The 14,396-nt window shown below is 72.9% G+C and carries 11 protein-coding genes; 7 read left to right on the top strand and 4 right to left on the bottom strand.

What is annotated here, in order from left to right; genetic code table 11:
- Positions 1-157 precede the first annotated feature (157 nt).
- The 3 genes from SCATT_RS35215 to SCATT_RS35205 form a co-directional block, all read right to left on the bottom strand.
- Positions 158-1,618: a cellulase family glycosylhydrolase gene (locus SCATT_RS35215; RefSeq protein WP_014150540.1), complete on the bottom strand. Its 1,461-nt coding sequence runs from the start codon at positions 1,616-1,618 to the stop codon at positions 158-160.
- A 367-nt stretch (positions 1,619-1,985) separates the two neighbouring features.
- A complete protein-coding gene (locus SCATT_RS35210) occupies positions 1,986-3,032 on the bottom strand; it encodes an NAD-dependent epimerase/dehydratase family protein (RefSeq protein WP_014150541.1) in 1,047 nt (348 codons plus the stop codon).
- A 179-nt stretch (positions 3,033-3,211) separates the two neighbouring features.
- The gene (locus SCATT_RS35205; protein WP_014150542.1) at positions 3,212-3,853 is read right to left on the bottom strand and encodes a hypothetical protein; all 642 of its coding nucleotides are present in this window, start codon (positions 3,851-3,853) and stop codon (positions 3,212-3,214) included.
- A gap of 206 nt (positions 3,854-4,059) precedes the next feature.
- Between SCATT_RS35205 and SCATT_RS35790 the strand changes: the two genes are divergently transcribed.
- The 3 genes from SCATT_RS35790 to SCATT_RS35190 all read left to right on the top strand — a co-directional run bounded on the left by SCATT_RS35790 (position 4,060) and on the right by SCATT_RS35190 (position 7,735).
- The gene (locus tag SCATT_RS35790; protein ID WP_014150543.1) at positions 4,060-5,769 is read left to right on the top strand and encodes a peptidoglycan-binding protein; all 1,710 of its coding nucleotides are present in this window, start codon (positions 4,060-4,062) and stop codon (positions 5,767-5,769) included.
- A gap of 33 nt (positions 5,770-5,802) precedes the next feature.
- Positions 5,803-6,087, top strand: coding sequence for a hypothetical protein (locus SCATT_RS35195; RefSeq protein WP_014150544.1), 285 nt, complete (start codon positions 5,803-5,805; stop codon positions 6,085-6,087).
- Between the two features lie 268 nt (positions 6,088-6,355).
- Positions 6,356-7,735 (top strand): DUF6519 domain-containing protein, encoded by a 1,380-nt coding sequence (locus SCATT_RS35190; protein WP_231904883.1) that lies wholly within the window; start codon positions 6,356-6,358, stop codon positions 7,733-7,735.
- A 67-nt stretch (positions 7,736-7,802) separates the two neighbouring features.
- Here the strand turns inward: SCATT_RS35190 and SCATT_RS35185 are convergent, their stop codons facing one another.
- Positions 7,803-8,711: an alpha/beta fold hydrolase gene (locus SCATT_RS35185; RefSeq protein ID WP_014150546.1), complete on the bottom strand. Its 909-nt coding sequence runs from the start codon at positions 8,709-8,711 to the stop codon at positions 7,803-7,805.
- Positions 8,712-8,944: 233 nt separating this feature from the next.
- Between SCATT_RS35185 and SCATT_RS35180 the strand changes: the two genes are divergently transcribed.
- The 4 genes from SCATT_RS35180 (at position 8,945) to SCATT_RS35165 (ending at position 13,986) form a co-directional block, all read left to right on the top strand.
- Positions 8,945-10,312, top strand: a complete 1,368-nt coding sequence (locus SCATT_RS35180) for a cytochrome P450 (protein WP_014150547.1) — start codon at positions 8,945-8,947, stop codon at positions 10,310-10,312.
- 66 nt (positions 10,313-10,378) lie between these two features.
- Positions 10,379-11,482, top strand: coding sequence for a terpene synthase family protein (locus tag SCATT_RS35175; RefSeq protein WP_014150548.1), 1,104 nt, complete (start codon positions 10,379-10,381; stop codon positions 11,480-11,482).
- Positions 11,483-11,545: 63 nt separating this feature from the next.
- Positions 11,546-12,841 carry a phthiocerol/phthiodiolone dimycocerosyl transferase family protein gene (locus SCATT_RS35170; protein WP_014627147.1) on the top strand — a complete coding sequence of 432 codons (1,296 nt, stop codon included), beginning with the start codon at positions 11,546-11,548 and terminating at the stop codon, positions 12,839-12,841.
- Positions 12,838-13,986, top strand: a complete 1,149-nt coding sequence (locus tag SCATT_RS35165) for a pyridoxal-dependent decarboxylase (protein ID WP_014150550.1) — start codon at positions 12,838-12,840, stop codon at positions 13,984-13,986. Before SCATT_RS35170 ends, SCATT_RS35165 begins: the two co-directional genes overlap by 4 nt.
- The last annotated feature ends 410 nt before the right edge of the window (positions 13,987-14,396 follow it).

Below are 14,396 nucleotides of genomic sequence, written 5' to 3'. Positions count from 1 at the left end.
GAGATACATCTCCCTTGTAGAGAACACGACCCACCCAGCGGCGGTCGTGGATCCGCCGCCATTCTCCCGGCAGGGTGATCCTCCTGACGCACCGGGGGACTTGGGACGCGGGCTCGGGGCCCTGGTCGTCTCGTGGAGGCGCGACCGCTTAACCGCTTCACCCCGCGAGCGCGGCGAGGTGTGCCTTGTAGCCGGCCCCGTATGCGGTGGCGGTGCCGTCGTAGTCGCTGATGAGCGCGGGCCCGGAGGAGCAGTCCCAGGTGTTCCAGGTCCACGCCAGGTAGGAGACGCCGTGGGTGTCGAGCCAGGGAAGCAGTGAGCCGAGGTAGCCGGTTCCGCAGTCGTTCTCCCCGAGCTCGCCGGTCACCAGCGGGACCCGGGCGGCGACCGGTGCGATCTGGTCGGCCCAGCAGGTGTCGTCGGCGCAGGAGTTGAAGTTGTACGAGTGCCAGGAGGCGACCAGGTTGTGGTCCGGGTCGGTGGGTTCGTGGTCGAGCCAGGAGGTCAGGTCGTTGGCGTAGGCCAGGCCGCCGAGCATGACGACGTTGTCCGCGCCGGTGCCGCGGACGGCGTCGACCAGGGTCTGCATGCCCGCCACCTGGTAGCCGATGCCGGGGCAGGTGCCGCCGTCGAGCCAGCAGTTCCAGCCGCTCGCCTCGCTCCCGGTCGCGCGTTCCGGGTAGGGCTCGTTGAACAGGTCGAACAGTACCGCGTCGTCGCCCTTGAAGGCGTTGGCGACCGAGGTCCAGAAGGGGACGGCCTCGGCGGCGTCGGGCATGGGTTTCTGGCAGGTCGCGGTGGTGGACGAGCAGCCGGAGGAGGGGCCGGTGTAGACGCCGTCGGTCCAGTGCAGGTCCAGGATGACGTCGAGGCCGTTGCGTTCCAGCAGCGAGACGTACGACTTGACGGCGTTGATGTAATTGCCGCCCGCGTAGGCGGAGTTGACGTCGGGCAGGCCCAGCCAGCAGTCCTCGTTCAGTGGTACGCGGACCGCGCTGATGTGCCAGGAGGTCATCGCCGTGACGGAGGTCTGGTCGGTCGGTCCGTCGAAGATGCCGGTTCCCTGGACGCAGGAGAACTCGGCGCCGGAGCGGTTGACCCCGTGGAGGGTGATCGTCTTGCCGCTGGAGTCGGCGAGTTGGTTCCCGGACACATGGAGTTGGGGCGCGCCCGCCGAGGGCGCGGTCCCGCCGCAGGGGGTTCCGTTGACGGCGAAGGCGGTGGGGGCGGTGTTGGGGCCGGAGTAGCTGAAGTTCGCGCTGGTGGCGTAGTTGCCGCCGGCCGCGATGGTGGGGGCCCAGGCCGGGTTGGTCACCGTGATGTTCTTGCCGGACTGGGACCAGGTGCCGTTCCAGCCGTTCTGAAGGGTCTGGTCGCCGCTGTAGGCGTAGGTCAGCGTCCAGCCGCTGATGGCGGTGGTGCCGGTGTCCGTGATGGTGACGCCGGCCGTGAAGCCGCCGCCCCAGTCGCTGGTCCGGTAGTCGACGGAGCAGGCGATGCCGGTTGCCGCGGAACCGGGCGCGGTGTTGGCGGCGGCCGGTGCCGCCGCCGGTACGAGTGTGGCCGCGAGGGCGGCCGTGCCCGCCGCGGCGACGGCGAGGATGGTACGGGAGCTCATCGAACCCTCCTTCGGACCCGGTGGTCCATGGCGGTGGATGCGCTCCTCCTGGCTGCCGGGGCTCACCGTAGCGAAGCAGACGGTGACATGACAGATCTGCGGCCCGCATTCCTTGCGCCGCGCTTGCGTTCCAGCGGTGTTGACGCGGGCTACTTAACCGGTAAGGTGCCAGAGCGCTCCGATTGGCTGCCGCCGTCGGAAGATCCGTCGGTACGGGGGGTACGGAGACCGTCGTGCCCACGCGTACCGCTGCGGGCCGCGGTCACGTGCAGACGACGGTGGCGTGCGCGAGGTGGGCGACGCCCTCCCGTACCCGACGTCCGAAGCCGGACCACTCGTGCCGGATCCAGCTCGACCGCGCCGGCGTTCACCTGGTGCGGGACTGCTCGGTCGCGTGGGCGGCGAGGATCGCCCGCTCCTTGTCGGGTGAGAGGAACGGCGTCCACTGGGTGAAGTGCTTGTAGTCTTCGAAGGCTTCCTGTTCGCCGCCGGGCGCGAACAGCCAGGCGGCTGTGTCGCGAACCGAATCGGTGACCGGGCGGCAGCGCAGGCCGGCGGCGAGCGCCTTCGCGCACGAGGCCGTCCAGACGGCGGCGGTCTGCGGGGCCGGCGGCAGCCAGAGCGGGAGTTCCGTCCACGGTTCGACCCCGTGGTCGACGAAGTGCCGGTCGTCGACGTAGACCAGCTCGGCCCGGTTCCCGGTGGCGGCGACGCAGGCGTCCAGGTAGTCGCCCCAGTTCCCGTTGTCCGGCGCGCCGGGCACCATGTAGTCCTCGACCTCGTCCTTCGGCGCGCCGGCGAGCAGGTCGAGGCCGAAGGCGGCGAGGTCGCGCACGTCGATGACCCGCAGCGGCCGGTCCGGGGTGCCGGGGACGGCCATCGGGCCGCCGAGCGCGGCGCGGCGCAGCCAGGCCGCCGTGCGCCGGGCGCGGTCGTGCGGCCCGACGATCAGACCCGGCTGGAGCACCACGACCCGTCCGGGGAAGGCCTGCCGTACCGCCTTCTCGCAACCGTCCTTGAGCCAGCCGTAGTCACCGTCCTCCGGCCCGGCGTCGGCGGTGCCGCCCTGGCGCGGGGAGGACTCGTCGGTCGGCAGCGCGGGGTAGCCGGGGTAGACGTTGATGGTGGAGACGAACAGGTAGGCGTCCGCGTGCCCGGCCAACGCGGCGGCCGACTTCCCCACCTCACGCGGCACGTACCCGCACACGTCCACCACCGCGTCGTAGGGCCCGGCGGCGGCCATCGCGGCGAGGTCGGCCGCGTCCGTGCGGTCCCCGCGCAGGACACGGACGCCGGGCGGGTCGGCCTGGGAACGGCCCCGGTTGAAGACGGTCACCTCCCAGCCGCGGCGCACCCCTTCCACCGCGAAGGCACGCCCGACGAACACCGATCCACCGATCACGAGAAGCTTCATGGGCACGAGTCTCGGCGCCGCCACGGCACCGGCGGAACGGTTGTGCGCGGACGGCGAACGGATTGCGCGTGACGCGAAAGCGCTTGCGGCACGGGCGGTTCATACGGGAAGGAGGTGATGGTGTCGGTCTCTTGCGAGCTGCGGCGGTCTCGCCGCCGCCCGGGGGCGGTGATGCGGTCTCAGGCGGTGTCGGTGTCGCGGGGTGCGCCGGTGCGACCTCGCGCCGTCTCGACGCGGTCCAGGAGCAACGAGATCAGTTCGGCGCGGAGACGCTCGACTTCTTCGACCTGGCCCCGCAGGCTGTCGACGGTCGCGGCGGAGACCCCTTCCGAAGCAGAGTCCAAGGCGGAGCGGATGTCGTCGTTGAGGCGTTGCATGGTCACCACGATCGGAGATGTGATCGTTTCCTGGTGGAGCCGTCCTCGCGTGCCGATCCGACCCCCGCCGCTCGGCGGACTCCATCCGTAGGCCGGGAGGTCACCGCCCCCGGACTGCGGGATCACGAGGCCGTCGATGAGAGCGTCGTCCGCCGCCTTCCGCAGGTCGGAGAAGGCAGTGGACATGGCGGCCGCGAAACCGTCGGCCGCCACTTCCCGTCCGGCCGCCAGCGCGTCGACGGCTTCAGCCTGGAGCTGGAGCACCGCACGGACGCCGCTCCGGATCTTGACCAGTCGGGTGATCTCGGCCTCCGCCAGCGTCCAACGGCGAGCGCGCGCCGCGCTTCTGTTCTGAAGCACAGGCACGGCGACAGCCGCTCCGGCCCCCAGCAGGGCCCCGCCTATCGCCCCGACCAACCCGTAGATCGCCGCGGTGTCCGCCATGGGGACATCTTGCCAACGCCGCACGGTCGCCGTCCTCGCATCGGGCCGATCCGCCGCGTGTGAGGGAACTGCGAACAACCAGGCGCCTCCGGTAACGGCGGCGTGGAATGGGTATCTCCTATCCACGCCACCCCGTGACCGGCCGTCACCGGTGCCATCACCACGGGGACACTCCCGCCACGGGGGATCAAGGGGGAGGCGACACCATGGCGAACGCAAAAGGCTACGACGTGTCCGACTACCAGTCGGGGATACCGGGCGACGCGCAGTTCGTGTTCATCAAGGCCACCGAGGGCGCCCGTACCGAGCAGGCCGGGTACCGGAACAAGTTGGCGGAGGCCCGCCGTCGCGGCCTGGTGACCGGGCACTACCACTTCCTGCACGCGGAGAACCCGGTGCAGGGCGAGATCGACCACTTCTGCCGGGTGGTCGGCACGGTGCCCGCCGGTGAGCTGCTGGTGCTCGACTTCGAACCGTACGGGCAGGGGGTCTCCGACACCCATGCCACCGCGGTGAAGAACCAGTGGCTGACGGCGGTCAAGAAGCGCTACCCGCACAACCGGGTGGGGCTCTACACCAACCGGGACTACTGGCTGCGCACCGACGACAACGCCGGTGACTTCCTCTGGATCGCCGACTACGTACCGGCCGGCGCACCACGCATCCGTGCCACCTGGACGTTCCACCAGTACACCGACACCCCGCTGGACACCGACGTCTACCACGGCACCCTGGACGAACTGCGCGCCTGGGCCGGACACCGCACCACACCCACGCCGACCCCCGCCCCGCCCCCGACGCCCGCCCCCAAGCCCTGGTCGGGGCTGCGCCTGGTGACCCGGCAGGAGTGGGGGGCGCGGCCGTGGCGGGAGCCCAACGGGTCGATCCCCTACGCCGGTCCGCGGGCCGGGGTGAAGATCCACTACCTCGGCACCCGGTACACCTTCGGTGCCCACGACACGTGCCCGGCCTACGTCCGCAGGATCCAGGACTCGCACATGGACGTGGACGGCTGGTCCGACATCGGGTACAGCTTCGTGGTGTGCGAGCACGGATACGTCTTCGAGGGGCGCGGCCTGAAGCGCCGCAACAGCGCCAACGGTGACGTGCCGCTCAACGAGGCGCACTACGCGGTGTGCGGACTGGTCGGCTCCGAAGGCGACACCCGTCCCACCGACGACCAGCTCAACGGGTTGCGCGACGCCATCGAACTCTGCCGCCAGGACGGCCCGGCCGGCGACGAGATCAAGGGGCACCGGGACGGCTACGCCACCGAGTGCCCGGGTGACACGCTCTACGCGTGGGTGCGGGCGGGGGCGCCGCGTCCGGCCGGTTCGGGCACCCCGGCGCCGCCCTCCGGTCCGACACCGCCGGCCGGCCGCTCCGTGGTGATCGGCGGGCTCCGGTACGGGGACGGGGCACGGGGGGCGCACGTCACCGCGGTCGGCCGGGCCCTGGTCGCGGCCGGCTTCGGCAGCCACTACAGCGCGGGCCCGGGCCCCGACTGGACGCAGGCCGACACCCTCAACTACGCCGATTTCCAGCGCAGTCTGGGGTACCGGGGGGCGGACGCGGACGGCATACCGGGCGAGACGTCGCTGCGCCAACTCTTCGGCGGGCCGATCCCGCTGGCGTCCGTCTCGCACGCCGACGTGGTGGCCGCCGCGCACCACGACCCCGGGGCGCCGCAGGGTGCCACCAGCCACCCGGACGATGTCTTCACGGTGGAACTCGCCCTGGTCGACGAGGGGTTGCTGGACCGCGAGTGGGCCGACGGCTCGTTCGGCACCAGGACGATCACAGCCTATGCGGAGCTTCAGCGGCGCTACGGCTACTCCGGGCAGATGGCCGACGGCATCCCCGGCACCGAATCCCTCACCCGGCTCGGCCGGGCGCACGGCTTCACCGTGCGCTGACCGGCCGCCGGTCCGTTGCGATACGGAGGGCTCATGTATCAACTCGCCTTGTCCCTGTGGCGCACCTGCGTGCCGTACGTCGTGGCGTTCCTGGCCGTCCAGGCCGCCAGGCTCGGGGTGCGCATCGACGACGCCACCGTCTCCTCCGCGCTGACCACCGGGTTCGGGACGGTGTACTACGCCGTCTTCCGGTACCTGGAGGCGCGGCTCGGCCGCCGCTGGGGCTGGTTCCTGGGGGCGGCCCGGCCGCCGTCCTACCAGCCGAAGGCCGCGGCACCGACGCCGGTGGACTACTCCTCGCTGCCCGAAGGCGGCTGACGGCGTACGGCCGGCGGGAAGGAGACGCGCTCGGCCACGGCCGAGGATCACGCTCCGGGCAGCGCCTTGGAGCTGTTCACCGGGCGTCGGCCCGCCCCGACCGGCCGGACTTCGTGGAGACGGTGGGCAACTGCGGCACGGCCTTCGGCCCGGGGGGAAGTTCCTCGTCCCGCAGCGGCCGGACCCGGTGGGTACGGTCTCCAAGCCGTTCGCCGCGGGCTGCCAGACCTCACCCAGCCGGTCCAGGACCGGCACCGCGCCAGCCACCGTGACCGACCTGGCGCTGCTGCTGGAACGCGAACTACCGGACGCCGACGCCAACGAGCGGGCGGCGATCGAACTGCACCGCGCCCGCACCCTCGCCGCCGACCTCATCGGGCGGCACGGCGGACCGGCCGGCGCGGCCGGCTTCGCCATCGGCTACCGGGCCGGACACCACGACCTCGCCGACCTGGCCATCGGCGGCGGCCGTTACTACGTGGACGGCATCCTGTGCGACGCCACCCGCCCGACGCCCGGGACCGCGGTGCCCCCGGACGACGCGGCGGCGCGGGACGCCGACGCCCCGGACCCCTCGGTTCCGCCGCCGCCCGCCGGATGGACGTACTGGGACCAGCCGGACGCCTACCGCGATCCGGAACGCGCCGGTGACCGGCTGCCCGACCGGTTCCCGTTCCTGGCCCACCTCAAGGTGTGGGAGCGCTCGGTGAGCGCGGTGGAGGACCCGGCGATCCGGGAGGTGGCGCTGGGCGCGGCGCTGCCGGACACGGTGGTGTGGCGCAAGGTGGTGTGGCAGGTGCTGCCGTTGGACGCCGGTGAGCTGCCGGTGCCGGACGGCGGCGCGGAGACCGTGCGGGCCGCCTTCGACGCCTGGGCGCGGCCCCGTCAGCGGGCGGGGGGCCGGCTGGCGGTGCGCACCCGCCGCCCGGACGGCGCGGACGACGAGCCGTGCCTGGCCCGTCCGGACGCCGCCTACCGGGGGCCGGAGAACCAGCTCCACCGGATCGAGGTCCACCGTGGTGGCACGGCGGCCGAGGGGGCCTCCTTCATGTGGTCGCGGGAGAACGGCAGCGTGGTCTTCCCGGTCACCGCCGTCGAGGGCACCTGGGTGGACCTGGCCACGCTCGGCGACGACGACAGGCTCACCCTCGACCCCGGCGACCTGGTGGAGGTGGCCGACTCCGCCACCGTCAGCCGCTTGGAGGCGTTCCCGCTGTCGCGGGTGGAGGAGGTGGACCTGCCCGGGCGCCGGGTGCGGCTGTCCGGCGAGCCGGCGCCCGGGGTGGGACGGCTCGCCGCCCGCCATCCGTTCCTGCGCCGCTGGGACCACCCCGCGACCGGGGCGGAGGACGGCGCCCCGCCGATCACCGAGGGCGCCTGGACCGACCTGGAGGACGGTGTCCAGGTGTGGTTCGAACCCGGCGGCACCTACCGCACCGGCGACCACTGGCTCGTCCCGGCGCGTACCCTCACCGGCACCGTCGAATGGCCCCAGGACACCGCCGGCGACCCGCTGCTCCAGCCGCCGGCCGGGATCACGACGCGCTACGCCCCGCTGGCGTGGGTGATGGGCGCCGACGCCGTGCTCGATCTGCGGCATGTCTTCGCCCCGTTGACGGCTGCGGCGTCGGTGGACCGTCAGGGGTGACGGAACCGGGTGCCCGCACCGCCGTGGCAGCGGGTACACGCCCACGACGGAGCGGCGGCCCGGCGCGTCAGGAGGGCAGGCTCAGGATCGCCTCGGCGAATGCCTCCGGTGCCTCCTGCGGTACGTTGTGGCCGATCCCGGGCAGAGTCCTCAGGTCGCACGGGCCGGTGAAGTGCTCGGTGCCCCGCTGGTCGGCGGGCGCGATCACACCGTTGGCGCCGCTGACGAGCACGACCGTGGGCACCGTGATCCGCGGCCGTCCGGCGAGCAGGTCCTCCAGCGCCTGGTGGCGCGGGTCTCCGGCCACCAGGCCGTACCGGTGCCGGTAGGAGTGGATCGCCACGTCGACGAAGTCCGGGTTGTGCAGGCTGGCCGCCGACGCGGCGAACGCCTCCCCGGCCTGCCGCCAGGTCGGCGACCACAGGCGCCACAGCAGCCCGCACAGCTCCTCACGGTTCCGCTCCAGCCCCCTGCGGCCACGTTCCGAGTGGAAGTAGTACTGGTACCAGTAGTTGTGCTCGGCCTCCGGCGCGGCGGGCTCCATCGCGCGGGCGATGTCCTGGATGGTGTAGCCGCCCGCGGTCACCAGCCCCTGGATCCGCTCCGGCCAGGCGGCTGCCGCCACGCAGGCCGCGCGCCCGCCCCAGTCGTAGCCGGCGACCACGGCCCGCTCGATGCCCAGCGCGTCCATGAAGTCCAGCAGATCCTGCCCGAGCGCGGCCTGCTGCCCGCTGCGCATCGTCTCCGCGTGCCGGAACGCGGTCGGCCCGAAGCCCCTCAGGTACGGCGCCAGGACGAACCTGCCGCGCGCCGCCAACCGGGCCGCGACCTCGTCGAACGCCCGGACGTCGTAAGGGAAGCCGTGCAGCAGGATCACCGGCACCCCCGCACCCGGGGTACGCTCACCCGCCTGTTCGTACGCGATGTCGAGGACGGGGGTCGCCACGCGGTTCCGGTCGTCGAAGGTGGGAGTCACCCTCCCATGCTCCCACGCACCGGCGCGCCGCTGGAGCCTGGTCCGCGCGATGCGGAGCCGCGGGCGGACTCCAACACGTTCGAGTGAAAAACGGCTACCACGCCTTTTGTTGGTTGACGCGATGAGTTGCACTGTTTTCACGGTCTTCGTACGAGGAGATCCGTGAGCGGGACGTCAACGCGCGTGGGGACGACGGCGGACGGGGGCGTGCCGCGGGAAACGGAGGGGATCCGATGGCCTCGAGGACCTGCGCGACGCCGGTGGTGCCTGGGGCGTTCCCGATGGTCGGCCACGCGTGGCCGTTGATGCGCCGTCCTCTGCGGTTCGCGCAGTCGCTGTCCGGTCACGGTGATCTGGTCGAGGTACGCCTCGGCCCGGTGCGGGCCCAAGTGCCGTGCGATCCCGAGCTGTTGTGGCGGGTGCTCACCGACGACCGGCTCTTCGACAAGGGCGGTCCGTTCTTCGACCGGGTGCGCGCGACGATCGGCAACGGGGTCGGGGCCTGCCCGTACGGCGAGCACCGCCGGCAGCGCCGGCTCATCCAGCCGTCCTTCCAGCCCGCGCGGTTGAAGGGCTATGCGGCGGTGATGGAGGAGGAGGCCGCCGCGCTGACGGAGCGCTGGGACGACGGCGGGGTGATCGACGCCTACCGGTCCCTGTTCGGGGCCGCTCTGCGCTCGGTGCTGCGCACCCTGTTCGCCACCCGGGCCGGCGATGCGGTGGTGGACCGGTTCCGGACCTCGGTGGAGACGGTGCTCCAGCAGCTCACCGCCCGGATGTTCGTCCCCGCGCCACTGCTACGGCTGCCCCTCCCGGTCAACCGGCGGTTCGACCGCGCCGTGGCCGACCTGCGACGCGGCATCGACGACCTGGTCGCCGAGCGCCGCCGCGACCGCACCGACCGCGGAGACCTGCTCTCCGCCCTGATGACCGCCCAGGACGACGAGAACGGCACCGGGTGCGGAACCGGCCTGACGGACACCGAGATCCACGACCAGGTCCTCACCATGCTGACCGCCGGCTCGGACAGCGTCACCGCCGCCGTGTCCTGGGCGCTCTACCTGCTCGACCGGAACCCCGAAGCGCTCGACCGGCTGGAGCGGGAGGTGGACGCGGTGCTCGCCGGCCGGGCCGCCCGTGGTGACGACGTCCCCGCTCTGGCCCACACCGGCCGGGTGATCACCGAGGCGCTGCGCCTGTACCCGCCAGGCTGGCTGTTCACGCGGGTCACCACCGCCGAGACGGAGCTGGGCGGCCACCGCCTGCCACCGGGAACCACCGTCGCCTTCTGCGCCCCCGCGGTGCACCGCGGGCGCCAACTGTACGACGATCCCGAGGAGTTCGATCCGGACCGGTGGCTGCCGGAACGCGCCCGTACCCTGCCTCGCGGGGCCTTCACCGCCTTCGGCGGCGGCGCCCGCAAGTGCGCCGGCGAGGCCTACGCCCTCACCGAATGCACTCTGCTGCTGGCCACGATCGTCAGCCGCTGGCGGCTGCGCCCCGCGCCCGGTTGTGACGTCCGCCCGGTGGCGCTCTCCACCGCGCTGCGCCCCCGACGGCTGCTGATGGAGACCTCGGCCCGACGCGGACTCCCGAAGTGAGGACCGTCGGGTGAGCACGCCGTGGCCCCGCCCGGTCGTCGCCCCCGACACGGCAGGAGGTGAACCATGCCGGTCCCCGGCACGCTGTCCGTGGAGATCCCGCCGCGCTACTGTCCGCTGCCCACTGCCCGGCATCCCGACGAGACCGTGCTGGCCCGCCGGACCGCCGACTGGATCGACGGCTTCGACCTGGAACTGACGCCACAACAGCGCGCCCGTATGCGCGGCAACGACTGCCCCGGCTTCTACGGACGGATCATGCCGCACTCGCCGACCGACCGACTGCAACTGGCGGTCGACTGGTGCACCGTGATGTTCCACTTCGACGACGTGCACTGCGACGAGGGTCCGGCCACCGGGCGCGCTGCCCGGTTCGCGGACCTGGCCACCAGGATCGTACGGGTGCTGGAGGCACCGGACGCGCGCCTGGAGGGTCCCGGTGACACGATGCTGGCGCCGGTGCGGGACCTGGCGCTGCGGGCGCGCCGATGGGCCACCCCCGCGCAGATGCGCCGCTGTGCCGAGGCGCACCGGGCGTGGTTCCTGGCCGTTGCGTGGGAACTGGGCCACCGGGCCGCGCGGAGTACCCCGGCCCTCAACGACTACGCCCACATGCGGCAGCACACGGCGGCCGGCGCGGCCACGCTGGCCTGGGCCGAGATCGTGGACGGGGCGGAGATCCCCGACCGTGAGCTGTCCTCCCCCGAGGTGCGTGCTCTGACCGAACTGGCCTTCACCACCGCCGCCTTCGACGACGACCTCTTCTCCTACGGGAAGGAACTGTGGGTCGCCCGCGCCGAAGGCACCGCACCGTCGGGACTCGGCCTGGTGGAGATCCTGCGCCGGGAAAACCGCTGCGGCCGGCCCGAGGCGCTCCGCGCGGCGGTGTGCCTGTGCAACCGGCTCACCCACCGCTTCATCGCCTTGCGCGAACGGGTGTTGCCCGACGCGAGCGCGCCGCTGCGTGCCTATCTGGACCACCTCTGCCACCTGCTGCCCGGCAACCTCGAATGGGGTCTGACCGCCGACCGCTACCGCAACCCCGACGGCCGCACCCCCGGCGCCGTCACCACCACCGCCTCCCGCGACACCGACCCGCCCGCCGACACCTCCCCGCCCGCGATCCCCTCCATCGCGTGGTGGTGGGATCCGCTCGGTGGGCGACCGTAGCAGCCCGCCGCGCACCCCGGGCAGGCCACCGCCGAAGCACCGCCGAAGGAGGACGACCCGCACATGGGAACCCACCGTTCGCTCTCCCCGGGCGAGGCCGCCCTGGCGCGCACCGGCACCCCGGCGGTGACCGGCGTCACCGTCCACGGCCGCCTCGACACCGGTGCTCTGGCACGTGCCATGGAACTGATGTGTTCCTGGCACCCGGTCCTCACCTGTCGCATCACCGGGACCGTCGGTGGCCCCAGCCTGGTCACCACACCGCGCCGCCGGCCACCGCTGCGCGAGTCGGCGGGTGATGACCCGTGGCCCGTCGACGCGCCCTTCGCCCTGGACGAACCCCTGATGCGGGCCACCGTGGTCCACCGGCCGGACGACACCCACCTGCTCGCCTTCGCCCTCCACCACGCCGTCAGCGACGGGATGTCCGCCCTGACGGCTCTGTCCCGCCTGTGGCAGACCTATACCGCGCTCCTGGCCGGAGTGCGCCCGGCTCCGCCTCCGACCAGGGCGGAACTCCCCCGCGCCGTCGACGAACTGCTGGCGCGGCGGCACCCTCGGCACGACATCGACGCCTGGCTCGCCCGCCAGGAAGCGGCCTCGGCCGGACAGCCCGCACCCGCCCGGCTCCCGGCCCGCGGCACCCCTCCCGGGACCGGTCCCCCGCACGGCGCCCACCTGCACACCACCGAGCTGACCAGCGCGCAGGCGGTACGGCTCTACCGGACCGCTCGCGAAGCGGGGACCACACCCGCCGCCCTGGTCTGCGCGCTCATCATGCTCGCCGCCCGCGCCCGGCTCGGCCCTGACGCCGGGCCCCTGCCGTTGGCCCTGGGTGTCACCGTCGATCTGCGCAGCCGCACGGCACCGCCCGTCCCCCGCCACCACATCATGCAAGCCGCGTCCCTCGTACCCGTCACGGCACCGGTGGCAGCGGGTGATGCCCCGGCGGCGATCGCACGGACGGTGGCCGGACAGCTCGCCTCCGCCCTCGCCGACGCCTGGCCCGAACGGCAGGTCATGGCCGCCGGGCGCCTGCTGGCCGGTCCCGCGCCGTTGCCGTTCACCGCCATGGTCAGCAATCTGGCCGCCTGTCCGGTCCGCCTGGACCCGCCGCCCGGCACGGCGGTCACCGGGCTGTTCGCCTACGCCCCGCCCCCGGCCCCGTTCCCACCGTCTTCGTCACCCGCACCCGCCGGTGCCTGGGGTTCCACCTGGCCACCCCGCGCGCCTGGTTCGACGCCGCCCAGGCGGCCGGTCTGGCCCGCTCCCTCGCCGATCAGCTCGCCAGGGTCCTGGACGAGCCGGGGGAAGCGGTCGGAATATCTCATTCCATTTCCGGGTAGTGACCGTGCGTGAACAGCCCGTTGCGGATCGAGGAGGACGGTGTCGCCGCCGAGCAGGTGTGGTCCGTGGTGACGGCCATGGTCGGCGAACTGCGGCAGCGGGTACCGCGGATGCTCGGCTTCCCGGCCAACCTCGCGTGGGACGCCTCGGCCGCGCACAGCCTGTTGTCCATGCTCATCAACAACGCGGGCGATCCGTCGGAGCACGACGACTCGGGCAACGACGTGAAGTCCTTCGAGCGGGCGGTGCTCTCCTGGTTCACCGGCATCGCGGGCGGCGACCGGGACACCTACGGGTACGTCACCGCCTCCGGCAGCGAGGGCATCCTGTTCGGGCTGTTCGTCGCGCGGCACCGGTTCCCCCGGGCGCCGGTGTACCTCTCGGCGGACGCGCACTACAGCGTCCGCAAGGCAGCCACCATCCTGCGCATGGAGACCGTCACCGTGCCCTGCCGGGACGACGGGACGATGGATCCGTCGGCGCTGGCCCGCCTGTGCCGCAGGCATCGGGACGCGCGGGGTGGCCGGCCCGGCGACGGCGCGGTGGTCGTGGCCACCATCGGCACCGTGATGCGGGGAGCCGTCGACGACCTGCCGGCGCTGCGGGAAGCCGCGCTGGCGGCCGGTGGCGTCCACCTCCACGCGGACGCCGCCCTCGGCGGTCTGGTGGCGGCGTTCTGCCACCCGGAGCCCGCCTGGAACCTCGCCCACGGCGCTGACAGCGTGTCGGTGAGCGGGCACAAACTGCTGGGCTGTCCGGTGCCGTGCGGCGTGGTCCTGACACCCCGTCGGTACCTGCCCCCGGCGCCGACCGGACAGTACCTCGGCGCCCCCGACCACACCCTGGGCTGCTCCCGAAGCGGCCTCGCGGCCGCGCTGCTGTGGTGCAGGCTGCGCGAGGCGGGCACCCGTGGCGTGCGCGAGACCGTCCACCGGTGCCGGCGCACCGCCGCGTACGCCACCGAGGCCCTGGCGGCGGCGGGGGCCCACCCGGAGCGTTTTCCCGGGGCCCTGACCGTGACGTTCGACCGCCCCGGCCCGCGGACCTGCGCCACCTGGCACCTGGCCACCCAGGGCGACCGCGCCCACCTCGTGGCCATGCCGCACGTGACGCCGCAGGCCGTCGACGCCCTTTGCGCCGACCTTCGCGGCAGTTGATGAGGGCCCCGGGATCCCGGGCGCCAGGTCACCATGAATGTCAGCGCTTTCGCTGGTGGCGGCGCGGCTCCCGTGGATAGAATGCCGCGCGCTGCTCGCGATGGCGATCGGTGAGGCCGGCGGGGGGCGAGAGCGCCGTGATGGAGCTGCGAAAGCACACGGTTCACGGCGGTTCCGCCCGAGGCTCTGAACGCGCGTTCGCTTTTCCTGGCGTGCGACGTTTACGGCTCGCCCGCGATTTCTTCGAGCGATCATCAGGAAGCGCCCACGCCACGGCGGTGGGCCCTTTTTCTTTTCCGTGGCGTCCGCGACCGGTATCCGCGTCCGGAGCCACGAAACGGCGTGCGGCGATAGCGGGGGCTTCGTTTTCCCTGACAAGAAAGGTGTGGGGGGTGATGTCATGAACCAAG

This window comes from Streptantibioticus cattleyicolor NRRL 8057 = DSM 46488 (assembly GCF_000240165.1).
GTDB lineage: Bacteria > Actinomycetota > Actinomycetes > Streptomycetales > Streptomycetaceae > Streptantibioticus > Streptantibioticus cattleyicolor.
Note: the sequence above shows the minus strand (reverse complement) of the source record. Positions and strands in the feature narration are given on the sequence as shown.